We start from the raw sequence: 24,468 nt of genomic DNA, 5'->3' as shown, positions 1-24,468 counted from the left end.
TGGATATGAAAACGCCGGCTGAGGCATTCGCTTTAGCAGCGTGACCTGTGCAGGATTTGGTGGGTCAATACAGCTTGCCGTCAGCGTCGAGGTGGTCGGGCAGACGAAGGCCGCGGGCTTCGGCAGCCTGGCGGAACTGAGCCAGGATGGAGGTGGTATCGATCATGCCCGCCCCTGTGCTTTCTGCGCCTCGATAAGGCGGGCACGGTAGTCCGGCATTCTCTCGCCAGGGCGTGGGGCAATGCTGAGTTCTCGCCCTTTCGTCAGTGTTGCTGCTTCACTGGATTGCCAGGCGTCCGCCGATGCAGAAGCGTGTACAGCTTGTCGAAGACGTTCGACGGCAAGCCAGATCGCCCCCAGAAGGAGGAGAGCAAGGGGGGCTGTCCGCCCCGGCTTTCCGCAAATCGGTGCAAGCAGGGTTTCCGCTTGGTGAAGATCGCTAGTCAGGGAAGGGGAGGGGCGCTTGTCGGGAGTCATTCCCAGGCCTCCCCTTTTAGTGCCTGGCGGATCTGCCCGACGTTCCAGGCGGTAATTCCTTCGGACAGCTTGCGGGGTGCCGGCAGGGTGCCCTTTTTGACCCGCCGCCAGACCGTTGCGGGTGAGCAGGCAAAGACGCCGGTCACCACTGGAAGGCGTACGTTTGCCGAATCCGGCAGGGCGTCGAAGTTACGGAGGGCTTCGGGAATACAAGCGCCTTTGACTGTGGGGTCAAGGGTGGAGCCTGCCTGCTGCTTGATGAGAAGTGATGTTCTTTGCATTGCCATGATCCTTTGTGAGAGGGTGTGGCAAGCCTAAAAATCACAAATCCCGGTTTGTCGGGAACCGGGAAAACTAGCCCTTCAGCGTCTTTCTGATTTCGCTCAGCTGCTTTTCGAACGCTCGGAATGAGACGGGGTGCTCTTTTTCTCGAAGGTAGATTAGCCCCCCGTCGTCGTCGGTAATTTCATCAATGATCAATCCCCCACATTCAGCTTCTAGGATGGACCATAATCTTTTTGCAGAGGTTTTCGGGCCATGTCTTTTTAGTAAAACCTCAACAAGCGCGTAAAAAGCGCTCCGGCCCCGCGTATTTCCTGTGAAGCTATCGCCTTTGGCCGCCATGATCTTCAGGGTCCCGGCCTTCATCTCAAGGTCAATAACCCACGCGTCCATTGCAAGCTGCTTTATGCGATCTAAGTGGCTGCGAAGAATGGGCGGGCAGTTGCTCATGAGCAACAGAAAATCAAGCTCTTTCAGCAGATCGGATTCAAACGATTGAATGAGCACTTTGGGCGGCTTCGTGTTCTTGGCTTCAATTTGAGCCACGGTGTCAGATAGCTTTCGTACCCTCTTCCTAAACTCGCTCTTTGGACTTGAAACCTCCATCTCCAAGCTACAAGAGTCCGGAGTTTCTGTACTTGCCCACTCGTCCAGCAAGTAAAAGACGTGTTCTCGCTCTCCAAAATCACCAAACACAATCGCGCCCTTCGTGCGCCCTTCAAAGAGGGTGCCGCGCCAGCGGGGTGAAGGTGCCCCCGTTTTCGGTTGGCCGACCTAGGCGCGGCGTGCTGCTCGGTTGATCGTTAGTTCATGCGGCCCGCCCCCGCAGCGGGACGACGTTTGCCCCGGCCTTTACCTGGTCGAGCAGGTCCGCCCATTGCTGCATCATCCGGCGGCGGTCTTCGAGGTGTTCGGCGTGGTTGTAGGTGCGTCGAACCGTGTTCGCTTCGGCGTGGGCAAGCTGGCGTTCGATCCAGTCCGCAGGGAATCCCATTTCGTTCAGGCGAGTGCTGCCCGTGGTACGGGTTGCGTGGGGGCTGTACCTGCCAGCCCAGCCCAGTGAATACAGTGCCTGGCGGAAGGATTCAACGGACATGGGGCGGGCGCGATCATCACGGCCGGGGAATACGTGGGTCAGGTGCCCCGTGATGCCGTGCAGGGCGCGCATGACGGCCACCGCCTGAGCAGGAAGGGGAATTGTGTGCGGCTTGCGCTTCTTCATCCGTTCCGCCGGGATACGCCAGAGCGCGGCGTCCAGTTCGAACTCAGACCATTCCGCCTCTACGGCCTCGGATGGCCTGCACAGGGTCAGCCACATCAACAGGAAAGCCCCTCGGGTTTCATGGCGCCCGCCGTGCCCTTCCATGTCTCTGAACAGGCGCCCGATCTCTTCCAGCTCCAGGGGGCGCTTATGCTGCGTCTTGTTGGCGGGCAGGGCCTTCCGCACTGGCTGAACCGGGTCGAGATCGGCCCGCAGGGTTGCAATCGCCAGATCGAACACGCCGGACATGGTGCGCTTCATCTCATCGGCAACGCTCGGGCCGTTCTTCCCGTGGGCGGTCTTGAGCACGTCAAGGACATGGGCGGGCGTTATCTGCTTCACCGGCAGCGCCCCTATCTTCGGGAAGACGACGCGGGCCAGGGTGTCGAGGCGGCGGGCTTTGGTGGCTTCCTCCCAGTCCCGCAGGGCGAGCCATTCGCGGGCAACTACCTCGAAGGTGTTGTCCGCGTCTTGTTGAGCCCGGATCTTGTCGAGCTGGCGAGCATGGGCGGGGTTGATGCCCTGCTTGACCAGAGCCCGGGCCTTGCTGCGTTCGTCGCGGGCTTCAGCCAGGGTGAAGCGCCGGCCGGCGCGGCGGGCTTCGCCTTCCTTCGGGGTTTCGCCAGCGGGAGCGGCTGCATATTCGCCAATTGCGAACATGGATTCTTTGCCGGCCAACTCGAAGCGGTAGCGCCAAGCCTTTACGCCGTTCGGCTTCACCTCAAGCACCAGCCCCCCGCCGTCCGTCAGCTTGTAGGGCCTTTCCTTGGCTTTCGCGGTCCTGCATTGGGTATCGGTCAGCATGGCAAGAGCCTTCTTTGTTGCCGTACCCGGTTGGTTTTCCGGGTACGAAATTTCATACCCGGGAACTTACCCGGTTATTAGTGAGATTCCAAGACACGAGACGATGCACGCTGAAAATAAAAAACCCCGCATTGGCGGGGCTTTTTGGGGATTTTGATACAGGGTGAAATGCGGTGATTCGATGTCTTTGGCTCAGACGTTGAACAGGAAGTTCAGCACATCCCCATCCTTCACCACGTATTCCTTGCCTTCCGAGCGCATCTTGCCGGCTTCCTTGGCACCGGCTTCGCCCTTGTACTTGATGAAGTCTTCAAAGGCGATGGTCTGGGCGCGGATGAAGCCGCGTTCGAAGTCGGTGTGGATCACGCCGGCGGCCTGGGGGGCGGTGTCGCCCACGTGGATGGTCCAGGCGCGGACTTCCTTGACCCCGGCGGTGAAGTAGGTCTGCAGGCCCAGCAGCTGGTAGCCGGCGCGGATCAGGCGGTTGAGGCCGGGCTCTTCGAGGCCCAGGTCGGCCAGGAAGGCCATCTTGTCCTCGTCGTCCAGGTCGGCCAGTTCGGCTTCGATCTTCGCGCACAGGGCGACGACGGGGGCGCCTTCCCTGGCGGCGTGCTCGCGCAGGCGGTCGAGGTAGGGGTTGTTGTCGAAGCCGTCTTCGGTCACGTTGCCCACGTACATGGCGGGCTTGAGGGTCATCAGGCACAGGGGCTTGAGGATCAGCTTCTCGTCGTCGCTGAGTGCCAGGGTGCGTGCCGGCAGGCCCTCGTTGAGGTGGGGCATCAGCTTTTCGAGGATGGCGACGAGCTTCTGGGCGTCCTTGTCACCGGAGCGGGCCTTCTTGTTCTCCCGGTGGATGGCCTTCTCGACGGCGGCCATGTCGGCCAGGGCGAGCTCGGTGACGATGGTTTCGATGTCGGCCAGCGGGTCGACCTTGCCATTCACGTGGATGACGTTCTCGTCCTCGAAACAGCGTACCACGTTGACGATGGCATCGGTCTCGCGGATGTTGGCGAGGAACTGGTTGCCCAGGCCCTCACCTTTGGATGCGCCTGCCACCAGGCCGGCGATGTCGACGAATTCGACGATGGCGGGCTGGATCTTTTGCGGATTGACGATGGCGGAGAGGGCGTCGAGGCGGGGGTCGGGCACTTCAACGATGCCGACGTTCGGCTCGATGGTGCAGAAGGGGTAGTTCTCGGCGGCGATGCCGGCCTTGGTGAGGGCATTGAAGAGGGTCGATTTGCCGACGTTGGGCAGGCCGACGATGCCGCATTGGAGAGCCATGGTGTTCCTTTGATGTGCAGGGCTTCCGGCTGAGCGTGCCGGAAAACCCGCTATTGTAAAGCGGGTTCCCGTTCATCCAAAGGCCGATGGTGACGTGCCCCGTGAGGGGCGGGTGTTGCTGCCCGGCTGTTCATGGAGGGCTAGGCCCTGCTGGCGCCGGTTTCTTGCCACAGCGGTGGGCATTGCCACTGTGCCAGCCAGGCCGGCAATGCGTCGGCGGGCATGGGGGCGGCGATGCCGTCGCCCTGGGCGCAGTCACAGCCGATGTCGAGCAAGGGGATGCCGTGTTCGATGGTTTCCAGGCCTTCGGCGATGACTTCCCTTCCGAAGCTGCGGGCCAGGGCGACCACGCCCTTTGCGATGGCCAGGTCCTCCGGGTCTTTCAGGATGTCACGCACGAAGGATCTGTCGATCTTCAGTGTCTGGGCGGGCAGCTGGCGGAAGTAGGTCAGGGACGAGTAGCCGGTGCCGAAGTCATCGAGGGCGAAGCGCACGCCGAGGGCGCTGTTGTCGCGGATGATCCGGGCGACCTTTTCCACGTCGTCCATGGCGGTAGTCTCCGGAATTTCGATCTCCAGGCGTTCCGGGGGCAACTCCGGATGGGCCTTGAGGAGGTGGGTCAGGTGTTCGGAGAAGCCGGGGGCCTGCAGGTGGTGGCCGGAGATGTTCACGCTGACCGGGAGGTGCAGGCCGATGGCCGCCCAGCGACGCATCTGGGAGAGAGCTTCGGTCAACACCCACTGGCCGAGGCGGGTGGCGCTGTCGCTGCCCTCCACATAGGGCAGGAAGCCCGCTGGCAGGAGCAGGCCCTCGTCCGGATGGGCCCAGCGGATCAGGGCTTCGACCCCGATCACGGTGCCCAGGCGCATGTTCACCTTGGGCTGGTAGAAGAGCACGAACTCGCCGGTGTCGAGGCCCTTCTCGACGTTGGCGGTGATCTGGTGCAGGGTGCGTGCGCGGTGATCGAGTTCGGTGTCGAAGAGGCAATAGCGGTTGCGCCCGGACTGCTTGGCCATGAGCATGGCCTGATCGGCATTGCGCAGCAGTATCTCGGGCTCTTCCCCGTCGAGGGGGCATACCGACACGCCGATGCTGGCGGAGATGGTGATGTCCCGGTTCTCGGAGATCGGGGTCGGGCTGCCCACGGCCTTCAGCAGGCGCGTGACGGTGGCGGGAATCTCCTCGCGCTTCTCGATGCCGCCCATCAGCACCACGAACTCGTCTCCCCCCAGGCGGGCCACCGTATCGGTGTCGCGGACGCAGTCCTGCAGGCGTGCCGCGAGCTGGATGAGCATGCTGTCGCCGGTGGAGTGACCCCAGGTGTCGTTGAGGAACTTGAACCTGTCCAGGTCCAGGTAGGCCACCACCACCAGGCTGTCTTCGCGCTGGCCGCGGAGGATGGCCTGATGCAGGCGGTCGATCATCAGGGCCCGGTTGGGCAGGCCGGTCAGGGAGTCGTGATAGGCGAGGAAATTGATCTGCTCTGCGGAGCGCACCTCGTCGGTGACGTCGCGTAGGATGGCGTAATAGCCGTCATCCCTGCCGTCGCCGCCCACGGCCTGCTGCACGCTGGTTTCAAGCCAGCGCTCGATGCCGCTCACCGGGTCCTGACGGCGGCTGCGATAGGCACCATGGCCGCCGTTCTTGAGCAGGGTCTGGCGGATCTGGCGCACCGTGTCGGCCCCCACCGTGTCGGCCACCGGGCTTCCGACCAGGTTTTCGGTAGCCTTGCCGTGGAAGTGTGCGTAGTTGTTGTTGACGTAGCGGTAGCGGCCGTCGGCATCCACCGAGGCCAGCATGATGGGGCTGTGCTCCGTGACCAGGGCGAGTGTGGCGGCGAGCCGAGCCTGCTCGGAATAGCGCCGCAGGTACAGGCGGTGGGACAGTACCGTGAAGAAGCCCATGGTGCAGAAGATGGCGCAGAGCATCAGCCAGCGTGACAGGGGTGGTACCGGACCGGTCTGGGCAATCCAGTTGTAGTGCTCGCTGAGGGAGATGCCGAGCAGGGCCACGAGGGTGGCGATGGTCATGCCGATGGCTCTACGGGGGCCGCCAAGCCAGCCTTTCACGAAGATCAGAAGGGGGATGGCGACCATGCCGATGCTGCGGTTGCCGCTGCCGAACGGCGCCGAGACCAGGATGATGGTCCAGGTGCCCCAGATCAGCACCTGTCCGGAAATCCGGGTGTGGCCCAGGCGGATGCCGATGTGCGTGCCCAGGGCGAGGAAGCAGATCAGCGCGGGGGGAGCCAGCAGGTGTTTGTCGGCGTTGCTGAACAGGTAGGCGAGGCCGACGGCACTGCCGAGCAGGAGCAGCGTTGCTGAACTGAAGAACTTGAGCACGCGTGTGCTGGCTTCTTCGTCCAGCAAGGTCACGGAGCTGTGGGGGATGTCGGGTATGGGCACGCAGGGAGGCTCGGGCGGGGCGCCGTGCCGGAGTGGGCGTGTTCTGCTCATCCGGTGCGGAGCGGGATTCTGACGGCCCCTAGCGTACCAGCAACAGGTAGAGCAAAAAGATGTTGAGTGTCACGGACGCTGCCACAATCAGGCGCAGTCCGAGCTGTGGATCACGGGCCAGCAGCGGTGACTTGCGGGCGACCGAGAGGGGGCGGTGGGCGCCCCGTTCGATGGCAAGGAGAAATTCCTCGGCGGTCTCGAAACGGGCCTTCGGCTCGCGGGCGACGGCTTTGAGGAGCACGGCCTCGAGCCAGTCGGGGATGTCGGGGCGGTAGCGCGTGGGCGGGGCCGGGTCGCCGAACCTCGGGGTCTGGAAGGGCTCGATCTCACCGTAGGGGTATTTGCGGGTGAGCAGCTGATAGAGGGTGACGCCGACGGCGTACAGGTCGGTCTGCTCGTTGGCGCCGGTGCTGCGGGGGCCGAAGAGCTCGGGGGCCATGTAGCTCGGGGTGCCGGGGTTGTTGATCTCGCCGAACTTCTGGCCGTCGCTTGATGCATCGGACGCGGCAACCCCCAGGTCGAGGATGCGCAGGCGCCCCTCTCCGTCCAGGTGCAGGTTGTCGGGCTTGATGTCCCGGTGAACGATGGACAGGCGGTGCAGGCCGGCGATGCCCTTGAGGATGCGGCTGCCGAGTTCGGCGGTCTCGCCGGGGCCGAAGCGGTGGCCGTTGTCGAGCCGCGCCCTGAGGGTTGCGCCCTCGTGCCAGCTCATCAGGTAATACAGGTGGCTGCGCTCGGGGTGGGGAATGACCTGGGGAAACCAGGCGTCGTTCACCCGCCTGGCCAGCCATTCCTCGTGGGCCAGGGCAGCGGCGGATTCGGCGTCGTCGTGCTCGGGGCGCAGGGTCTTGAGCACGCGGGCGTGGCCCTGGGCGTCGTGCACCCGGTACAGCAGGGTGACGATGGATTCGTGGAGCAACGCGTCTATGGTCAGCCCGTCGATCTCCTGGCCGGGCTTGAGGCGCGGGGGCAGGGGCAGGCGGTGCAGGCGGTCGATGTTGTCGCGCAGGCGGTCGGGGGGCAGGGCGTCGATGCGCAGCACCAGGGCGGTGCAGTTGTCCTGGCTGCCGCCGTCTTCGGCACTCATGGCGAGGCGCGAGGCGGCATCCTGGGGGTCGGCTTCGGCACGCAGGATGTCGGCGATGCGGCGGTCGCCCAGGGGGCTCCACACCCCATCGCTCATCAGCGCAAAGATGTCGCCGGCTTCCAGTTCGCCGTCGGCGTAGTCCACCGACAGGTGGGCATCCAGGCCAACGGCCCGGGACAGTACGTTGTCGAGCTCCGGGTGCTCCCACACGTGGTCGGTGCTCAGCAGCTCAAGGCGTGTGCCGCGCAGGCGGTAGATGCGCGAGTCGCCCACATGGGCGAGGTAGAAGCGGCGCCCGCGCAGCACGATGGCGGACAGGGTGGTGGCCATGCCGGCCGCCTCCCGGGTCCGTGCGGCGTGGGACACCAGCCAGCGGTTGAGGGCCCCCAGCACGGTGTCCAGGGACTTGTTGACCGCCCAGGTATCGGGGGTGGCGTAGTAGTCCGAAAGCAGGCCGCGGACGGTGTACTCGGAGGCTTCACGCCCATTTGCGTGGCCGCCGACCCCGTCCGCCACGGCAGCCAGGATGCCCTTGCCCTCCAGCTCCGCCCCCTCGGGCGTGACCGCGCCGCAGAAGTCTTCGTTGCGCGGGCGCGGGCCGGTGAGGGAGGCGTAGCCGAGGGCGGCCTGGAGTCGGGACATGGCGGGGATCAGATCTTGGCGCTGGTCATGTTGGGGGCGCCCCAGGTGGTGCGCCAGCGGCCCTTGACGGCGGTGAGGCCGATGAGCGCGGCGATCGCCAGGGTGGCGAAGATCAGGAAGCCGGCCTGGTAGCTGCCGGTCACCTGGCGACTGTAGCCCAGGCTGGAGGCCAGGTAAAAGCCGCCGACGCCGCCGGCCATGCCCACCAGGCCGGTCATCACGCCGATTTCCTTGCGGAAGCGCTGGGGCACCAGCTGGAACACGGCGCCGTTGCCCATCCCGAGGGAGAGCATGGCACACACGAACACGGCCAGGGCCATCCAGGCCTCGGGCAGGCCGAAGCTGACGATGGACAGGAAGATGGCCGCGAAGACGTACATCACCGTGAGGCTCTTGATACCGCCGATGCGGTCGGCCACGTTGCCGCCGATGGGGCGCACCAGGCTGCCGGCAAAGACGCAGGCGGCGGTGAAGAAGCCGGCCATCTTCGGGTCAAGCCCGTACTGGGTGTTGAAGTAGATGGTCAGGGACGAAGCCAGGCCGACGAAGCCGCCGAAGGTCACGGAGTAGAAGAACATGAACCACCAGGCATCCTTGTCCTTGAGCACCTTGAGGTATTCGGCGAAGGACTTGGCCGGCGGGCATTCGGGCGCGTCCTTGGCGAGCACCAGGTACACCACGAAGACGATGCAGAGCGGAATCAGGGCCAGGCCGAAGACGTTGACCCAGCCAAAAGCGGCAGCCAGGCCGGGGCCGAACAGGGCCGCCAGGGCCGTGCCGGAGTTGCCGGCGCCGGCAATGCCGAGGGCCGTACCCTGGTGCTCCGGCGGATACCAGCGGGAGGCCAGGGGCAGGGCTACGGCGAAGGACGCGCCCGCCACCCCCAGGAAGAGACCGAGGATGAGGGTCTGTTCATAGCTGTGGATGCCGAACTGCCAGGCCACGAACAGGGCTGCGATGACGATGACCTGGCCGATGGCGCCGGCCATCTTGGGCTTGAGGTGGTCCACCAGCACACCCATGACCATGCGCAGCAGGGCACCAGCGAGCACCGGCGTGGCCACCATCAGGCCCTTCTGGGCGTGGGTCAGGCCCAGGTCATTGGCGATCTGCACGCCCAGGGGGCCGAGGAGGACCCACACCATGAAGGCGAGGTCGAAGTAGAGGAAGGCGGCCAGGAGGGTTGGTGTGTGCCCGGCCTTGAGGAAGGATTTCTTGTCCATGATGGGTGGCTTTCAGATGTGTTGTGGATTGACGGATTTTTAGTGGGGCGCTGGCTGTTGCCCTGGTGTCCGGTGGAGGCGCTAGAGCTGGATAAGGACGTCGTCGCCCTGGACCTTGATCGGGTAGGGCTTGGCGCAGCCCACGTCCGGAGCCACCGCCTGGCCATCCTCGAGCTGGATCTTCCAGCTGTGCAGGGGGCAGGTGACGGTGGTCCCATGGACGATGCCCTGGGACAGGGGACCGGCCTTGTGGGGGCAGCGGTCACGCAGTGCGAAGACCTGGTCGGCGCCGTTGCGGAAGACGGCAATGCGGCCTTCCTTTGCGCTTTCGACCACCCGGGCGCCGAGGACCGGGACATCGGCCAGGGCGCAGATTCGTGTCCAGTCAGTCATGGCTCGACTCCCTATACCTTGATGATCTCGAATTCACGCTTGTGGCTGCCGCCGGACTTGTCTTCAAAGATCTCGGCCCAGGGGTCCTTGTAGTCCTGCAGGGCGAAGAGCAGCTTTTCGTACAGGGCCTGGCGTGATTCGGCGTCGTCGAGCACCCGCTTGCGGATGTGCTCCATGCCCACCCGCTCCAGGTAGTGGCAGGTCCGCTCCAGGTAGAAGCCTTCCTCCCGGTAGAGCTGGATGAAGGCACCGCCGTACTCCATCACCTCGTCGTCGTCCTGCACCTTGACGAAGAACTGGGCCACTTCGGTCTTGATGCCGCCGTTGCCGCCGATGTAGAGCTCGTAGCCCGAATCCACACCGATCACCCCGACGTCCTTGATGCCGGATTCGGCGCAGTTGCGCGGGCAGCCGGAAACCGCCAGCTTGACCTTGTGGGGGCTCCACATGCCGTAGAGCATCTTCTCCAGCCTCACGCCCAGCGTCATGGAGCGCTGGGTGCCGAAGCGGCAGTGCTCGGAGCCGACGCAGGTCTTCACCGTGCGCAGGCTCTTGCCGTAGGCGTGCCCCGAGACCATGCCGGCCTGGGCGAAGTCGGCCCACATCTGCGGCAGGTCTTCCTTTTTCACGCCGAGCAGATCGATGCGCTGGCCGCCGGTGACCTTGACGGTGGGCACCTTGTACTTCTCCGCCGCATCGGCGATGGCCCGCAGTTCGTTGGGAGTGGTGAGGCCGCCCCACATGCGCGGCACCACCGAGTAGGTGCCATCCTTCTGGATGTTGGCGTGAGCGCGTTCGTTGATGAAGCGGCTCTGGGGATCGTCGATGGCTTCGTGGGGCCACGAGGAAAGGCAGTAATAGTTGAGCGCCGGGCGGCAGGTGGCACAGCCGTTGGGGGTTCGCCAGCCCAGATGCTGCTGGGCTTCTGCCACCGACAGCAGCTTGTGCTGATTGATGGCCTGGCGTACCTCGCCGTGGGAGAGGTCGGTGCAGCCGCATACCGCCTTGTTGTTGGAGTCTGCCGGCTGATAGGCGCCACCCACGGTGGAAGCGAGGATCTGCTCCACCAGGCCGGTGCAGGAGCCACAGGAACTGGAGGCCTTGGTGTGCTTGCGCACCTCCTCCAGGCTGAACAGGCCGTGCTCCTGGATGGCCTTGACGATGGTGCCCTTGCACACGCCGTTGCAGCCGCACACCTCGGCGTCGTCAGGCATGCCGGCGGCCACGTTGTTACCCTTGTGGCCCACATCGCCCAGGTGGGCGTTGCCGAAAACCAGGTGGTCGCGGATGTCGCTGATGTCCTGCTCGTCCCGCAGCAGCTGGAAGTACCAGGCGCCGTCCTTGGTGTCGCCGTAAAGCACGGCGCCGACCAGCTTGTCGTCCTTCAGCACGATGCGCTTGTAGATGCCCAGGCCCGGGTCGTGGAGCACGATGTCTTCGGCGCCATCGGCCCCGGAGAAGTCGCCGGCCGAGAACACGTCGATACCGGTGACCTTGAGCTTGGTGCTGGTCACCGAGCCCTGATAGCGGCCGATGCCCATTTCGGCCAGGTGGTTGGCGCACACCTTGGCCTGCTCGAACAAGGGCGCCACCAGGCCGTAGGCGGTGCCGCGGTGGTTGGCGCATTCGCCCACGGCGTAAACCCGCGGGTCGTAGGTCTGCAGGGTGTCGTTGACCACGATGCCCCGGTTGCAGTGGATGCCGGCCTTCTCGGCCAGTTCCACGTTGGGGCGGATGCCCGCGGCCACGCACACCAGATCGGCGGGGATGCTGTCGCCGTCCTTGAACTTCACGGCGGCCACGCGCCCCGATTCGCCGGCGACCAGCTCGGCGGTCTGGGCATTCATCCTGAACTGCATGCCCTTCTTTTCCAGCTCGGCCTGGAGCATCTTGCCGGCGGTACGGTCGAGCTGGCGCTCCATGATCCACTCGGAGTTATGCACCACGGTCACGGCCATGCCGCGCAGGGCCAAGCCGTTGGCGGCCTCCAGGCCCAGCAGGCCGGCACCGATGACCACCGCGTGCCGGTAGCGGGCGGCGGCGTCGATCATCTCGTCGGTGTCCTTGATGTCCCGGTAGGAGATCACCCCGGGCAGGTCCTTGCCGGGGAAAGGTGGCATGAAGGGCGTGGAACCGGTGGCAATCAGCAGGCGGTCGTAATCGACGGTGACGGTCTGGCCGTCCCTGTCGGTGGCGATCACCGAGCGGTTGCGGCGGTCGATCTCGGTGACCCGGGCACCCAGGTGCAGGGTGACGCCGTTGTCGGCGTACCACTGCAGGTCGTTCAGGATGATGTCCTGGATGGTCATCTCGCCGGCCAGCACCGGGGAGAGCAGGATACGGTTGTAGTTGGGGTGCGGTTCGGCGCCGAAGACCGTGATGTCGTACATGTCCGGCGCGATCTTCCGCAGCTCTTCGAGGGTGCGGACGCCTGCCATGCCATTGCCGACCATGACCAGTTTGAGTTTGCGCATGATTCCTCCGACGATTGATTCTCCCCGGCCGGTCGCACGGGGCGGCCGAAGCGGGCGGTGAGCCTTGGGCAGGAGAGATCGTCGTTGATCGTGGTCCGGGCCGCCGTTGGCCCGTCCACGTCGCTCCACAGGGGGAGCGCAAACACCTGGATTCAGGTTGTGCGCGGTGCAGCAAACTCTTTATTGCTGGCCGTGCTTTTGATGGAGGTGTTTAAGCAAGCGTTGTGCCATGCGGGGAGTGATGGCGGAAGGCTGGCCGGAGGCGGCTTGCGCGCCCCCTGGCAGGCCACGGGGCGGAGTTTCATGCACCCGGCTGGTGCGGCTTGCCCCGGGGTGGGGCGGTTTTCAGTAACCGGCTTTGCGGCGTTGCAGCAGGTAAACACCCAGGCTGACGAGGATGGTGGCGAAGACCAGGAAAGACCAGTTGGCGATGGTCAGCCCGAACAGGGTCCAGTCGATGGCCGAGCAGTCGCCGGCGCCGCGGAAGATCATCGGCAGGGCGGAGGACAGGGGGAAGCTCTCGAGCATGTACTCAAGCCCCGGACCGCATTCGGAGACGGCAGGCGGATACCACTGCATCCAAGACTGGCGGGCTGCCACGCCGGCCCCGGCAAGTGCCGATACCGCCAGCAGGCCGGAATACACCACCAGGCCCGTGCGCCCCGGATTGTGCAGCCCGGCAATCAGGCCCAGCAGGCCGCACACCAGCATGGCGTAGCGCTGCATGATGCACATGGGGCAAGGCTCGATGCCCTTGATGTGTTGAAGATAGAGGCCGACTGCCAGCAGGGCGGCACAGACGGCAAACAGGGCGAGGCCCAGGGTGCGGACGGGGATACGCGAGAACATCGGTGGACTGCACTGAAACGGAGGAGGCCCATTGTAGCGGGCTGGCTCTGCCTTGGCGGTATCCGCAGGGCTTTGTTTGCGCGATTCGAGAGGCAGGGCAGGGGCTGAAAGCACGAGAGGGCACCGTGTGGGGTGCCCTCTCGTCCGGATCGTACAGCAGCGCTTACTTGCTCTTGATCATCGTGCCGACGCCGTGGTCGGTGAGGATTTCCAGCAGCAGGCAGTGTTCGACGCGGCCATCAATGATGTGCACGCTCTTCACGCCGTTGCGGGCGGCGTCGAGGGCCGAGCCGATCTTGGGCAGCATGCCGCCGGACAGGGTGCCATCGGCAACCAGGTCGTCGATCTGGCGCGGGGTGAGGCCGGTGAGCAGATTGCCGGCCTTGTCGAGCACGCCCGGAGTGTTGGTGAGGAGGACGAGCTTCTCCGCCTTGAGGATCTCGGCCAGCTTGCCGGCCACCACGTCGGCGTTGATGTTGTAGCTTTCGCCCTGCTCGCCGACGCCGATGGGGGCGATCACGGGGATGAAGTCGCCCTTGTCGAGGAAGGAAATCAGGCTCGGATCGATCTGGGTGATGTCACCCACCTGGCCGATGTCGATCAGGTCGCCCGGTACGTCCTTGTTCTCCATCTTCAGCTTGGTGGCGCGGATGAAGCCGGAGTCCTTGCCGGTCAGGCCCACGGCCTTGCCGCCGGCCTGGTTGATCAGGCTGACGATCTCCTTGTTCACCTGGCCGCCCAGCACCATCTCGACCAGCTCCATGGTCTCGGCGTCGGTGACGCGCATGCCCTGGATGAACTCGCCCTTCTTGCCGACACGGGTGAGCATGGTCTCGATCTGCGGACCACCTCCATGGACCACCACCGGGTTGAAGCCCACCAGCTTGAGCAGCACCACGTCGCGGGCGAAGCATTCCTTGAGGCGCGGGTCGGTCATGGCGTTGCCGCCGTACTTGATGACCAGGGTCTTGTCCTGGAAGCGCCGGATGTAGGGCAGGGCCTCGGCGATGATGGCGGCCTTCTGGGCCGGAGAGGGATTTGCGGTGTTGATCGGGTCGCTCATGGTGGGCTTGTCGCGCAGGAGGTTTTGAAGTGTAGGCGCGATTGTAATGACCGGCCATGCAAACCAAAAGCGCGAACACGTTTCAGGCTGTTTGTACGGCCGTAATACACTCTGGCTTCGATAAGGGGGAAGCATGGATCAACAGAAGAACGAGCCAGCGACAAACATCTGCCCGGCCTGCGGGGCGGCATTTACCTGCAGCATGAATGCCGGGCTTGCGGAGTGCTGGTGTGCGAGCCTGCCGCCGGTGCTGGCAGTGCCGGAGGCCCATGTGGGTCAGTGCTATTGCCCTGCCTGCCTCCGGCAGAGGATTGATTCGGTGCTTACGCCGCCGCGATGAGGCGGCGGGCGATCAGCCGGATGGCGTCCCGGTTGGTCCAGGAGAAGACCCGTGCCGCCGCTTCCTGCCAAGGCAGCCAGCAGGCGGCGGTGTGCTCATCGGGGGCCAGGCTGGGGGCGATGGGCGCCGGCAGGCACAGGCTGAAGAGGTGCTCGGTGTTGTGGGTGACGCCCGGGGCGTAGCGCTGGCGCCAGCGGGGCAGGATCAGGAAGCGGTTGCTGAGCTGCCAGTCGGTGAGGTCGGCCGCTGTTGCGGTGATGCCGGTTTCTTCGGCGACTTCACGCAGGGCGGTGGTGACGGGGGCCTCGTCGCCTTCCCGGCTGCCGGTGACGGATTGCCAGAGTCCGGCGCCTCCGGCCCGTTCCATCACCAGGACTTCGAGCCCCGGGGTGTGGATCACCACCAGCACAGAGACAGGCTGCTTCGGGCCCTCACTCATTCCATGTCCTGCAGCCAGTCGGTGTGGGTGCCGCTGGTGCCGACCAGGGTCCAGAAGGGGATGCCGTCCTCGCGCCAGGTGTCGGCGGCGTCCTGGAAAACCGACAGGGCCATGGCGAAGTCGGCGGGGGCCGCTGCGGCGAAGGCGTCGCTGTGTTCAAGAATGATCACGTAACCGTCGGCAGCCATCCACGACAGGTCGGTGAGGCAGTCGGCCAGGGCGTCCCAGTTGTGCCCGTACCAGTCGGGGAAGTTCAAGGCCTTGCCGACGGTGTCGAGGAAGGCTTCCTTGTCGGTGACCTGGGCGAGATTGACCCGATGGAGCGGGTAGTCGAGGCTTTCGGCGGCTTCTTCAAGGGCGAGGTCGGAGGCAAATGGCATGCGATGGAGCCCGGCCTTTTCGGCCCGGGACAGAAGGGTGTGGAACTGGGGGGCGGTCATGCTCAGTCCTGGATCCGCCGGAAGCTGCGGTAGTGATCGTCGGAGTAGTAGAACACCGTGGGCGGCCGTCCGCCGCTGATGATGCGCCGGGCACCCCGGTCGCGGGAGCCGGGGGTGGTCACGGTGTATTCCCGGTAATGGCCGCGCTGGGCGTCGGGCAGACGGCCTTCACGGTTCTGGAAGGTGATGCCGTCCCGCCGGTAGGGAAAAGGGCCGCCCTGGCGGATCAGGGCAAGGGTCTCGCGGGCTTCCGGGGGGAGCGCCGACGCGGCAACGGTGGGGATCTCCGTACGATACCAGTCGAGGAAGTCACGGGCCTGGGCGCCGCCGGAACACAGCAGGAGCAGAAGAAAGGCAAGACGCAGGAAGCGGAGGTGCATGGCGACGCGGGGTGAAGGCAACGCTCGCCAGTTTAGCAGTCTGCCCCTCAGGGCTGAATCCCGTACTTCTTGAGGAGGGTGTAGTAGAAGGCGGTCAGGGCCGGCAGGCGGGCATTGCCGGGATCCTGCTTGCGGGCCCGTTCCATCAGGTCACGGGCCTGGGCGGCAAAACGCTCGTTCCAGCCGCAGCTCTCGATGTATTTGAGCAGGGCGAGGGTGGCGTTGAACAGCACGTGCACGTTGCCGGGCATCTTGCGGACGGCGCTGAGCATGAACTGCACGGCGCCCTCGTAGTCGCCGTCCTGGGCCTTGCGGGCGCCTTCGGCCACGAGGTCCTTGACCTCGGAGTCCATCTGCTTGACCAGTTGTTCACCGAGTTCGGCCTTGCCGGCTTCCTTCAGGAGTGACTGGGTACCGGCCAGGGTGCGTGCATCGGGGGCGTTGCGCATGATGTCGAGGATGACCTCGGCACCGTGGTTGTCGAGATTGGTTGCAAAGCAGGCCCGGGCGAGTTCACTCTTGAGCTTCAGGGACAGGGGCTGAGCATGGTCCTGGTCGGAAAACAGGGCCTTGATGGCTTCGCCGGCCTTCTCGGTATCGCCCTTCTTGACGTGCAGCAGGGCGCTCGACAGGTTGGTGCATGAGCGGGTCTTGGCGAGGCCGGCCATGGAGCGTTCCAGGTCACGGATGGTGGCCTCGGCCTGCGTCGTGTCCCCTTTGCCGAGCTGGGCCTGGAGCAGGCGCACGTGGTCTTCAGGGTCACGAAAGTCGGAGTATTTGCCTTTGCGCACCACCTCGGAAAGGACTTTTTCGGCGCCTTCGTGATCGCCGGTCTCGATGGACAGCTCGCCCAGCCGGCGCAGTCGTCCGACCCGGTGGGGGGAGAGGATGGTTGCGTTGAGCAGGATGCTGCGCGCGGATTCGAGCTCTCCGGCGGCTTCGCGGGTGCGCGACAGCCAGTCGTAGGCGTCCACGAAGAGCTCGTTCTCATTCACCAGGGACTGCAGGGTTTCCTCTGCTTCGGCGTAGCGTCTCTGCATGAACAGGGCCTTGGCCAGGCCCAGGCGGGCCCAGGGAATGCTGCGGCTTTCGAGAATCTTCTCGTAGAGATGGAGGGCTTCGTCGGCATTGCCGCTGGCGATGTGCAGCTCGGCGCGCAGGCGCATGAAATCGGTGGCCCACTGGGGGTGGGCCTCCTGGGCCTTGCTGCAGCTGGCAATGGCGTCGGGAACATTGCCCAGTTCGATCAGGCGATAGATGGGGAGAAAGGCTTCACGCTTGTCGAGGGCGCGCTCGATGCGATCGTGCAGGGTATCGGCAGCGAAGGGCTTGAGGATGTAGTCATTGGGGGCCAGTTCGGCGGCACTGACGACACGTTCGTACTGGCGTTCGCCGGTGACCATGATGAACAGGGTTGCCAGGGGAATGATGCTGTTGTGGCGCAGATCTTCAAGAAGGTGCTGGCCGTCCTGGCCGTCGCCGATGTGGTACTCGCAGAGGATCAGGTCGAAGCGGTTGTCGCGCAGCTTGCGGACCGCCACGCCGGCGGTCACGGCAAACTGGACCTTGCTGATCCCGCTCATGTTGAGCATGTTGCGAAGCTGCGTCCGCATCGACGGATTGGCTTCGACGATGAGGGCGGAGGTGGTGTCGAGATCAATCACGGGTAGCGGGGCGAGTAAGCACGGGAACACTCAGGCAAACGGCGCGGTGGCGGCAATCTTGAGGGGCGGCGTAAAAGAAAAAGGGCGAACGGCCTGGCCGTTCGCCCTGGGTGCGCAGATCCGGGAGGGTCAGCCGGCCGGGGTCTCCGTTGCCTTCTGACGCAGACGGATGTGCAGCTCACGGAGCTGCTTTTCATCCACCGGCGACGGGGCGTCGGTGAGCAGGCACTGGGCGCGCTGGGTCTTGGGGAAGGCGATCACGTCACGGATGGACTCGGCGCCGGTCATCATGGTGACGATGCGGTCGAGACCAAAGGCCAGGCCACCGTGGGGGGGCGCACCGTAGCGGAGGGCGTCGAGCAGGAAGCCGAACTTGGCACGCTGTTCGTCCGGACCGATGTTGAGGGCCGTGAAGACCTTCTCCTGGACCTCGGCACGGTGGATACGCACCGAGCCGCCGCCGATTTCCCAGCCGTTGAGGGCCAGGTCGTAGGCCTTGGCCAGGCACTTGCCGGGGTCGCTGGTGAGCAGCTCCAGGTGCTCGTCCTTGGGGCTGGTGAAGGGGTGGTGACAGGCCGTCCAGCGTTTGTCTTCCTCGTCGTATTCGAACATCGGGAAGTCCACGACCCACAGGGGTTCCCAGGCCTTGCCGTTGACGAAGCCCTTCTCGTGGCCGAGCTTGATGCGCAGGGCACCGAGGGCGTCATTGACCACCTTGGTCTTGTCGGCACCAAAGAAGATCAGGTCGCCCGACTGGGCGCCGGTGCGCTCGAGGATGGTGGAGAGGGCGGCTTCGTTGAGGTTCTTGACGATGGGCGACTGCAGACCGGTCTCGTTGACCTGGGTGACGTCGTTGACCTTGATGTAGGCCAGGCCCCGGGCGCCGTAGATACCCACGAACTTGGTGTATTCGTCGATCTCGCCGCGGGACAAGGTGGCTCCACCCGGGACACGCATCGCGGCCACCCGGCCGCCGGAAGTGGCGGGGCCGCTGAAGACCTTGAAGGCCACGTCCTTGACCGCGTCGGTGACGTCGGTGAGTTCGAGGGTGACACGCAGGTCGGGCTTGTCGGAGCCGAAGCGGTCCATGGCCTCGCCGTAGCTCATGCGCGGGAAGGGGTTGGGCAGCTCGACGGACAGCACTTCCTTGAAGATCGTGCGGATCATCTCCTCCATCATGGCCGTGATCTGGTCTTCGGTCAGGAAAGAGGTTTCGATATCGACCTGGGTGAATTCCGGCTGGCGGTCGGCGCGCAGGTCTTCGTCGCGGAAGCATTTGACGATCTGGTAGTAACGGTCGTAGCCGGCCACCATCAGCATCTGCTTGAAGAGCTGGGGCGACTGGGGCAGGGCGAAGAACTGGCCGTCATGCACGCGGGACGGCACCAGGTAGTCGCGGGCGCCTTCCGGGGTGCTCTTGGTGAGCATCGGGGTCTCGATGTCGATGAAGCCCTGGGCGTCGAGGAAGCGGCGAAAGGCCATGGCCGTGCGGTAGCGCAGGATCATGTTCTTCTGCATCTGCGGACGACGCAGGTCGATGACCCGGTGGGTCAGGCGGGTGGTCTCGGAGAGGTTTTCCTCGTCGAGCTGGAACGGGGGCGTGGCGGAGGTGTTGAGCACCTCGATGTCGTGACACAGGATTTCGATCTCGCCGGACACCAGGTTGGCGTTTTCGGTGCCGGCCGGGCGGCGGCGCACCTTGCCGGTGATCTTCAGCACGAACTCGCTGCGGATGGTCTCGGCCACGTGGAACATGTCGGCACGGTCGGGATCGCAGACCACCTGGACCAGGCCTTCCCGGTCACGCAGGTCGATGAAGATCACGCCACCGTGGTCGCGCCGACGATGGACCCAGCCGCACAGGGTGACGATCTGGTCGAGATAGGCGGCAGAGACAAGGCCGCAGTATTGAGTTCGCATGGTGGGGTCTTTATTCCTGGAAAAAACGGAACGCGGCCGGAAACAACCGCGTTTATTGATTCAGAAGGGCTGCAGCGGGCCGGGGCGCCGTTGTCCGGTGGGGCGGGGGGGCCACGACGCCCATGGAGATGATGTACTTGAGGGCTTCATCGACGCTCATGTCGAGTTCGATGGCGTCCTTGCGGGGCAGCATCAGAAAGAAGCCCGAGGTGGGGTTCGGCGTGGTGGGCACATAGACGCTGACGAAATCGCTGCCCAGGTGATGTGCTGCATCGCCACCCGGCGTGCCGGTCTGGAAGCCGATGGTCCACATGCCTTCCCGCGGGTACTGGATCAGAAGCGCTTTGCGAAAGGCCTGGCCGTTGCTGGACAGCAGGGTGTCTGAGACTTGCTTGACGCTGTAGTAGATCGACTTGACCACCGGGATGCGCGACAGCAGGCTCTCCCAGAAGCGGACCATGCGCTGGCCGACGAAGTTGGCGGCAGCCAGACCGGTGATCAGGATCAGTACCAAGGAGACAAGGACGCCGATTCCGGGGACGTGGAAACCGAAGAAGGCTTCCGGCCGGACTGTGGCCGGGACGAGGAGCAGGATCTGATCAAGGGTATTGACGATCCAGGCCAGCACCACGAAGGTGATGACCAGCGGAATCCAGATCAGCAGTCCGGTTACGAAATATTTTTTCATTCAGCCGATTACGCGCGCGTCGCCCTCAGTGGCACGCACAGCTGCCGCCACAGGGGGTGGCGGCAGGCGCTTCGGCCTTGGCGGGTTCGGAGCGAGGGCTGGCACTGCTGCCACCCTTGAAGTCGGTGGCGTACCAGCCGCTGCCCTTGAGCTGGAAGCCGGCGGCGGACAGCTGCTTGGCGTAGCTCTCGGCGCCACAGGCGGGACAGGTGGTGAGCGCGGGATCGCTCATTTTCTGAAGATGGTCTTTTTGGTGGCCGCAGGCGGCGCAACGATACTCGTAGATGGGCATGACGAGCTCCGGGAAGTCAATGGGACGAAGTTTAGCGCATCGCAACATCGGGCGAAACAGACCCTCTTCCGCGGAGATGGGGGCGGAAGCCGGTGTTTCAAGCGCAGTGGGTCAGAGCATGCCCAGGTAGGCCTCGGTCAGGGAGGGCCCCCAGTAGAGGGCGAGCAGCCCGGCGGCGGCAAGGTAGGGGCCGAAAGGGATGGGGGTCTCGCGTCCATGGCGACGGAAAACGATCAGCGCAATGCCGACAACGGCGCCGACCAGCGACGAGAGCAGGATGGTCAGGGGCAGGACCTGCCAGCCCAGCCAGGCGCCGACCGCGGCCAGCAGCTTGAAGTCGCCATAGCCCATGCCTTCCTTGCCGGTGGTGAGCTTGAACAGCCAGAAAACCGACCACAGGGTGAGATATCCGGCTGCGGCACCGGCCACGGCACTGGAAATGTCGGTGAAGGTGCCGGAAAGATTGAACAGCAGCCCGGCCCACAGCAAGGGCAGGGTGATGCTGTCCGGTAGCAACTGGGTGTCCAGGTCGATGAAGCACAGGGCGATGAGGGCCCACAGGAAGATCAGGGCCGCCGCGCCAGCCAGGCCGAAACCAAAGTGCCATGCGGTAAAGCCGGACAGCGCGGCACAGAGGATCTCGATGAGTGGATAGCGGATGCTGATCGGGCCGCTGCAGTGACGACAGCGTCCCCGCTGCAGCGCGTAGCTCAGGATGGGCAGATTCTCGAGGGCGCCGATGGGGTGGCCGCAGTGGGGGCAGCGTGAGCCCGGTGTGGCCAGATTGAAGCGTGGCGCCTGGGCGTCCGGCTCCTCGCCGCGCAGGGCTGCAGCCTCGGCCTGCCAGTCCCGCTCCATCATCAGCGGCAGGCGATGGATCACCACATTGAGAAAACTGCCCACGAACAGGCCGAGCAGCGTGCAGCCGATCGCGAATACGAGAGGGTCCTTGAATGCTTCCATCGGGCAGGGGGGCAGAGGTTTGTCAGCCGACGACGGCGCCGAGCTTGAAGATGGGGAGGTACATGGCAACCACCAGACCGCCGATCACCACCCCCAGGAAGACCATGATGATGGGCTCCAGCAGCTGGCTCAGGCCGGCGACAGCGTCGTCCACTTCCTGTTCGAAGAAGTCGGCGACCTTGCTGAGCATGGAGTCGAGTTGGCCGGACTCTTCACCGATGGACACCATCTGCACGACCATGGTCGGGAAGACCAACGCGTTTTGCATGGAAACGGTTAGGCTGGTGCCGGTACTGACATCGGCCTGGATCTGTCTCGTTGCGTTTTTATAAACTACGTTGCCTGCTGCCCCCCCTACCGAGTCGAGAGCCTCAACTAGCGGCACACCCGCCGCGAACATGGTGGAGAGGGTACGTGTCCAGCGGGCGATGGTGGCCTTGCGGATAACTTCGCCGATAACGGGGAATTGCAGGATCATCCTATCGACCGTTGCCTGCATGGCTGTTGATCGCCTGTAGGAATACCCGACCCCGATCACCGTACCGGCGATGATTCCGAACGCCAGATACCAGTAGGCGACGAAGAAGTCGGAAATGGCGATGACAAACAGTGTCGGCGCCGGTAGTTCTGCACCGAAGCTGGAGAAAACCTTCTTGAATTCAGGTACCACGAACAGCATCATCACCGACACCACCAAGGCCGCCACGACCACGACTGCGACGGGGTAGAACATGGCCGACTTGATCTTGCCCTTGATGGCAATGATCTTTTCCTTATAGGTCGCCAGGCGGTCGAGCAGAGAGTCGAGGATGCCGGCCTGTTCACCGGCCGCTACCAGGTTGCAGAAGAGGGCATCGAAATGCACCGGATGGCGCCGGAAAGCCTGGGAGAGGCTGCTGCCGGTTTCCACGTTGGCCCGCACGTCGTTGAGGAGACGGGCAAGCGAGGGATTGCCGCAGCCCTTGATGGCAATGTCGAAGGACTGCAGCAACGGGACGCCGGCACGCATCATGGTGGACAGCTGGCGGGTGAACAGCGCGATGTCCTTGTCGGTGATCTTGCGCCCGCGGGAGAAAGTCTGCTTGCGGATCTTCTGGGTCAGGATGCCCTGGCGGCGCAGTACTGTCTGGACGACGGTCTCTGTTGCTGCGCGCATTTCGCCGCGGATGATCTTGCCGGTCTTGTCCTTGCCTTCCCAGACGAACATGTATTCGCGCGCCGTGTTGGCGCTGCGGGACGGGGCTTTCTTGTTGGATGCTGTGGCCATCAGTTGTTTCCGCGTGAAGCAATCACTCGTTGGTGCAGGCGAGGACTTCGGTCAGGGAGGTGATCCCCTGCTTCACCTTGAGCAGACCGGACTGGCGAAGGTCACGGACGCCTTCGAGCTGGGCCTGGGCGGCGATGTCCATCGAGTTGCCGTTCGTCATGATTATACGTGCGATCTCTTCGGAGATCGGCATCACCTGGTAAATGCCTAGGCGTCCCTTGTAGCCACTGCCCTTGCACCGCTCGCAGCCCACCGGACCATAGGGCTGCCAGGTGCCATCCAGGTCGCTTTCGGTGAATCCCGCCGACATCAGGGCTTCGATCGGGATGTCGGTGGGCTTCTTGCACGAGCACAGGCGGCGGGCGAGCCGCTGGGCGGTGATCATGATGACCGATGATGCGATGTTAAACGGCGCCACGCCCATGTTCTTGAGGCGTTCGAGTGTTGAAGGGGCGTCGTTGGTGTGCAGGGTGGACAGTACGAGGTGGCCGGTCTGCGCTGCCTTGACGGAGATCTCGGCGGTTTCCAGGTCGCGGATTTCACCCACCATGATGACGTCCGGATCCTGGCGGAGAAAGGCCCGCAGGGCAAAGGCGAAGGTCAGGCCGGCTTTTTCATTGACGTTGACCTGGTTGATCCCCGGGAGATTGATTTCCGCCGGGTCTTCCGCGGTGCTGATGTTCACGCCCGGCTTGTTGAGGATGTTGAGGCAGGTATAAAGGGACACCGTCTTGCCGCTCCCTGTGGGGCCGGTGACGAGAATCATGCCGTAGGGGCGTTGTACGGCATCCATCAGTGCGGCCCGTTGGTCGGGCTCGTAGCCCAGGGCATCGACACCGAGCATGGCCGATGAGGGGTCGAGAATCCGCATCACGATCTTCTCGCCATACAGCGTTGGTAGCGTGGAGACGCGGAAGTCGATGGCCTTGTTTTTCGACAGCACCAGCTTCATCCGCCCGTCCTGGGGGATGCGCTTCTCGGAAATGTCGAGGCGCGAGATAACCTTGATGCGGGCGGCGATCTTCTCCTTCAGTACCAGCGGCGGCTGGGCGATCTCGCGCAGGATGCCGTCGGTACGGAAGCGGATGCGGTAGTACTTCTCGTAGGGTTCGAAGTGGATGTCCGATGCGCCTTCGTTGATGGCATCGATCAGGAGTTTCTGGATGAAACGCACCACGGGTGCGTCGTCCACTTCCGATGCACCCTCGTCCGGGGTGGCAGCCTGCTCTCCGCCGCTTTCCTGGCCGAGGAGGTCCATGTCGAACTCTTCGCCGGTCAGGTCCTGCAGTGTGGTTGCCGCGGACTCGGACAGCTGCTCGACCAGGGCCATCAGCTTGGGAACCTCGACCACCACCGGGTCGACGGCAAGACCTGTCTGGAAGCGGATCTCGTCGAGGATGCGCAGATTGGACGGGTCGGACAAGGCCAGGCTGAGCCGGTTGCCCCGACGCCCCAGGGCCACGACCTGATGCTTGATCATCAGCTTGCGGTCGATGGCGTCGGTGGGCAGGTGGGCGGTGTCGAAGGCTGCCAGATCGAGGCTGGGGGAACCGAAGGTCTCGGCGGCGAAGAGGGCGATGTCGGACGCGCTCATCAGCCCCCGGTTGATGACCTCGACGAGGAAATCGTTGGGATTGGCCGACGGCGACGAACAGGCGAGCGCCTCAGCCTCAAGGAGCCTGCCATGCTGGACGAAAGCGCGGGCGAGACCGCTCAGGGCGGCTTGGGAGGGAGAGGACATGCCGGAGCGTGGATAGAAGAGGTCGGCCTGAAATGCGTC

At 64.3% G+C, this 24,468-nt stretch carries 22 protein-coding genes; 1 reads left to right on the top strand and 21 read right to left on the bottom strand.

Going from position 1 to position 24,468, the window contains the following annotated elements; translation table 11 throughout:
• Positions 1-473 precede the first annotated feature (473 nt).
• The 11 genes from L6Q67_RS19630 to argB all read right to left on the bottom strand — a co-directional run bounded on the left by L6Q67_RS19630 (position 474) and on the right by argB (position 14,295).
• Entirely contained in the window at positions 474-764 is a 291-nt protein-coding gene (locus tag L6Q67_RS19630) for an AlpA family transcriptional regulator (RefSeq protein ID WP_296573587.1), read from the bottom strand.
• A gap of 67 nt (positions 765-831) precedes the next feature.
• Positions 832-1,305, bottom strand: coding sequence for a hypothetical protein (locus tag L6Q67_RS19625; RefSeq protein ID WP_296573585.1), 474 nt, complete (start codon positions 1,303-1,305; stop codon positions 832-834).
• A 262-nt stretch (positions 1,306-1,567) separates the two neighbouring features.
• Positions 1,568-2,824 (bottom strand): tyrosine-type recombinase/integrase, encoded by a 1,257-nt coding sequence (locus L6Q67_RS19620; protein WP_296573582.1) that lies wholly within the window; start codon positions 2,822-2,824, stop codon positions 1,568-1,570.
• Between the two features lie 192 nt (positions 2,825-3,016).
• A complete protein-coding gene (gene ychF / locus L6Q67_RS19615; protein ID WP_296573579.1) occupies positions 3,017-4,108 on the bottom strand; it encodes a redox-regulated ATPase YchF in 1,092 nt (363 codons plus the stop codon).
• A gap of 140 nt (positions 4,109-4,248) precedes the next feature.
• A complete protein-coding gene (locus tag L6Q67_RS19610; protein ID WP_296573576.1) occupies positions 4,249-6,513 on the bottom strand; it encodes a bifunctional diguanylate cyclase/phosphodiesterase in 2,265 nt (754 codons plus the stop codon).
• 79 nt (positions 6,514-6,592) lie between these two features.
• On the bottom strand, positions 6,593-8,293 hold the full coding sequence (locus L6Q67_RS19605) for a bifunctional protein-serine/threonine kinase/phosphatase (RefSeq protein ID WP_296573572.1): 1,701 nt from the start codon (positions 8,291-8,293) through the stop codon (positions 6,593-6,595).
• A gap of 8 nt (positions 8,294-8,301) precedes the next feature.
• Positions 8,302-9,516, bottom strand: coding sequence for a NarK/NasA family nitrate transporter (locus L6Q67_RS19600; protein ID WP_296573570.1), 1,215 nt, complete (start codon positions 9,514-9,516; stop codon positions 8,302-8,304).
• A gap of 81 nt (positions 9,517-9,597) precedes the next feature.
• A complete protein-coding gene (gene nirD / locus L6Q67_RS19595) occupies positions 9,598-9,909 on the bottom strand; it encodes a nitrite reductase small subunit NirD (protein WP_296573569.1) in 312 nt (103 codons plus the stop codon).
• An 11-nt stretch (positions 9,910-9,920) separates the two neighbouring features.
• Positions 9,921-12,383 (bottom strand): nitrite reductase large subunit NirB, encoded by a 2,463-nt coding sequence (gene nirB, locus L6Q67_RS19590; RefSeq protein ID WP_296573565.1) that lies wholly within the window; start codon positions 12,381-12,383, stop codon positions 9,921-9,923.
• 345 nt (positions 12,384-12,728) lie between these two features.
• Positions 12,729-13,232, bottom strand: a complete 504-nt coding sequence (locus L6Q67_RS19585; protein ID WP_296573562.1) for a disulfide bond formation protein B — start codon at positions 13,230-13,232, stop codon at positions 12,729-12,731.
• A gap of 163 nt (positions 13,233-13,395) precedes the next feature.
• Positions 13,396-14,295, bottom strand: a complete 900-nt coding sequence (argB, locus tag L6Q67_RS19580) for an acetylglutamate kinase (RefSeq protein ID WP_296573559.1) — start codon at positions 14,293-14,295, stop codon at positions 13,396-13,398.
• A gap of 133 nt (positions 14,296-14,428) precedes the next feature.
• Here argB and L6Q67_RS19575 point away from each other — a divergent pair, with 133 nt between their 5' ends.
• The gene (locus L6Q67_RS19575; RefSeq protein WP_296573556.1) at positions 14,429-14,635 is read left to right on the top strand and encodes a cysteine-rich CWC family protein; all 207 of its coding nucleotides are present in this window, start codon (positions 14,429-14,431) and stop codon (positions 14,633-14,635) included.
• Here L6Q67_RS19575 and nudB read toward each other — a convergent pair.
• From nudB to pilB, 10 genes are all read right to left on the bottom strand, one after another.
• Positions 14,619-15,074, bottom strand: a complete 456-nt coding sequence (nudB, locus tag L6Q67_RS19570) for a dihydroneopterin triphosphate diphosphatase (protein WP_296573551.1) — start codon at positions 15,072-15,074, stop codon at positions 14,619-14,621. The genes L6Q67_RS19575 and nudB overlap by 17 nt on opposite strands.
• Positions 15,071-15,514: a barstar family protein gene (locus L6Q67_RS19565; protein ID WP_296573549.1), complete on the bottom strand. Its 444-nt coding sequence runs from the start codon at positions 15,512-15,514 to the stop codon at positions 15,071-15,073. Before L6Q67_RS19565 ends, nudB begins: the two co-directional genes overlap by 4 nt.
• Positions 15,515-15,516: 2 nt before the next feature.
• Positions 15,517-15,894, bottom strand: coding sequence for a ribonuclease domain-containing protein (locus L6Q67_RS19560; protein ID WP_296573546.1), 378 nt, complete (start codon positions 15,892-15,894; stop codon positions 15,517-15,519).
• 47 nt (positions 15,895-15,941) lie between these two features.
• On the bottom strand, positions 15,942-17,558 hold the full coding sequence (locus L6Q67_RS19555; RefSeq protein ID WP_296573543.1) for a tetratricopeptide repeat-containing response regulator: 1,617 nt from the start codon (positions 17,556-17,558) through the stop codon (positions 15,942-15,944).
• Between the two features lie 129 nt (positions 17,559-17,687).
• Positions 17,688-19,478: an aspartate--tRNA ligase gene (gene aspS, locus L6Q67_RS19550; protein ID WP_296573540.1), complete on the bottom strand. Its 1,791-nt coding sequence runs from the start codon at positions 19,476-19,478 to the stop codon at positions 17,688-17,690.
• Between the two features lie 52 nt (positions 19,479-19,530).
• Entirely contained in the window at positions 19,531-20,166 is a 636-nt protein-coding gene (locus tag L6Q67_RS19545; protein ID WP_296573538.1) for a DUF502 domain-containing protein, read from the bottom strand.
• A 25-nt stretch (positions 20,167-20,191) separates the two neighbouring features.
• Complete coding sequence (locus tag L6Q67_RS19540) at positions 20,192-20,458, bottom strand: zinc ribbon domain-containing protein (RefSeq protein ID WP_296573535.1); 267 nt, start codon at positions 20,456-20,458, stop codon at positions 20,192-20,194.
• Positions 20,459-20,569: 111 nt separating this feature from the next.
• Positions 20,570-21,421: an A24 family peptidase gene (locus tag L6Q67_RS19535; protein ID WP_296573532.1), complete on the bottom strand. Its 852-nt coding sequence runs from the start codon at positions 21,419-21,421 to the stop codon at positions 20,570-20,572.
• Positions 21,422-21,443: 22 nt separating this feature from the next.
• Positions 21,444-22,688 carry a type II secretion system F family protein gene (locus L6Q67_RS19530; RefSeq protein ID WP_296573527.1) on the bottom strand — a complete coding sequence of 415 codons (1,245 nt, stop codon included), beginning with the start codon at positions 22,686-22,688 and terminating at the stop codon, positions 21,444-21,446.
• Positions 22,689-22,710: 22 nt separating this feature from the next.
• Complete coding sequence (gene pilB / locus L6Q67_RS19525) at positions 22,711-24,429, bottom strand: type IV-A pilus assembly ATPase PilB (RefSeq protein ID WP_296573525.1); 1,719 nt, start codon at positions 24,427-24,429, stop codon at positions 22,711-22,713.
• Positions 24,430-24,468 lie beyond the last annotated feature (39 nt).

The sequence above is a fragment of the Zoogloea sp. genome (genome assembly GCF_023150065.1).
Lineage (GTDB): Bacteria > Pseudomonadota > Gammaproteobacteria > Burkholderiales > Rhodocyclaceae > Zoogloea.
The sequence above is the reverse complement of the archived record's forward strand: the minus strand, read 5'-3'. Positions and strand labels throughout refer to the sequence as shown.

Excerpts from the sequence above, each read along its gene's own strand:
- L6Q67_RS19630 (WP_296573587.1), bottom strand. The coding sequence starts at position 764 with ATGGCAATGCAAAGAACATCACTTCTCATCAAGCAGCAGGCAGGCTCC.
- L6Q67_RS19620 (WP_296573582.1), bottom strand. The coding sequence starts at position 2,824 with ATGCTGACCGATACCCAATGCAGGACCGCGAAAGCCAAGGAAAGGCCC.
- ychF (WP_296573579.1), bottom strand. The coding sequence starts at position 4,108 with ATGGCTCTCCAATGCGGCATCGTCGGCCTGCCCAACGTCGGCAAATCG.
- L6Q67_RS19605 (WP_296573572.1), bottom strand. The coding sequence starts at position 8,293 with ATGTCCCGACTCCAGGCCGCCCTCGGCTACGCCTCCCTCACCGGCCCG.
- L6Q67_RS19600 (WP_296573570.1), bottom strand. The coding sequence starts at position 9,516 with ATGGACAAGAAATCCTTCCTCAAGGCCGGGCACACACCAACCCTCCTG.
- nirD (WP_296573569.1), bottom strand. The coding sequence starts at position 9,909 with ATGACTGACTGGACACGAATCTGCGCCCTGGCCGATGTCCCGGTCCTC.
- nirB (WP_296573565.1), bottom strand. The coding sequence starts at position 12,383 with ATGCGCAAACTCAAACTGGTCATGGTCGGCAATGGCATGGCAGGCGTC.
- L6Q67_RS19585 (WP_296573562.1), bottom strand. The coding sequence starts at position 13,232 with ATGTTCTCGCGTATCCCCGTCCGCACCCTGGGCCTCGCCCTGTTTGCC.
- argB (WP_296573559.1), bottom strand. The coding sequence starts at position 14,295 with ATGAGCGACCCGATCAACACCGCAAATCCCTCTCCGGCCCAGAAGGCC.
- L6Q67_RS19575 (WP_296573556.1), top strand. The coding sequence starts at position 14,429 with ATGGATCAACAGAAGAACGAGCCAGCGACAAACATCTGCCCGGCCTGC.
- nudB (WP_296573551.1), bottom strand. The coding sequence starts at position 15,074 with ATGAGTGAGGGCCCGAAGCAGCCTGTCTCTGTGCTGGTGGTGATCCAC.
- L6Q67_RS19565 (WP_296573549.1), bottom strand. The coding sequence starts at position 15,514 with ATGACCGCCCCCCAGTTCCACACCCTTCTGTCCCGGGCCGAAAAGGCC.
- L6Q67_RS19560 (WP_296573546.1), bottom strand. The coding sequence starts at position 15,894 with ATGCACCTCCGCTTCCTGCGTCTTGCCTTTCTTCTGCTCCTGCTGTGT.
- aspS (WP_296573540.1), bottom strand. The coding sequence starts at position 19,478 with ATGCGAACTCAATACTGCGGCCTTGTCTCTGCCGCCTATCTCGACCAG.
- L6Q67_RS19545 (WP_296573538.1), bottom strand. The coding sequence starts at position 20,166 with ATGAAAAAATATTTCGTAACCGGACTGCTGATCTGGATTCCGCTGGTC.
- L6Q67_RS19540 (WP_296573535.1), bottom strand. The coding sequence starts at position 20,458 with ATGCCCATCTACGAGTATCGTTGCGCCGCCTGCGGCCACCAAAAAGAC.
- L6Q67_RS19535 (WP_296573532.1), bottom strand. The coding sequence starts at position 21,421 with ATGGAAGCATTCAAGGACCCTCTCGTATTCGCGATCGGCTGCACGCTG.
- L6Q67_RS19530 (WP_296573527.1), bottom strand. The coding sequence starts at position 22,688 with ATGGCCACAGCATCCAACAAGAAAGCCCCGTCCCGCAGCGCCAACACG.
- pilB (WP_296573525.1), bottom strand. The coding sequence starts at position 24,429 with ATGTCCTCTCCCTCCCAAGCCGCCCTGAGCGGTCTCGCCCGCGCTTTC.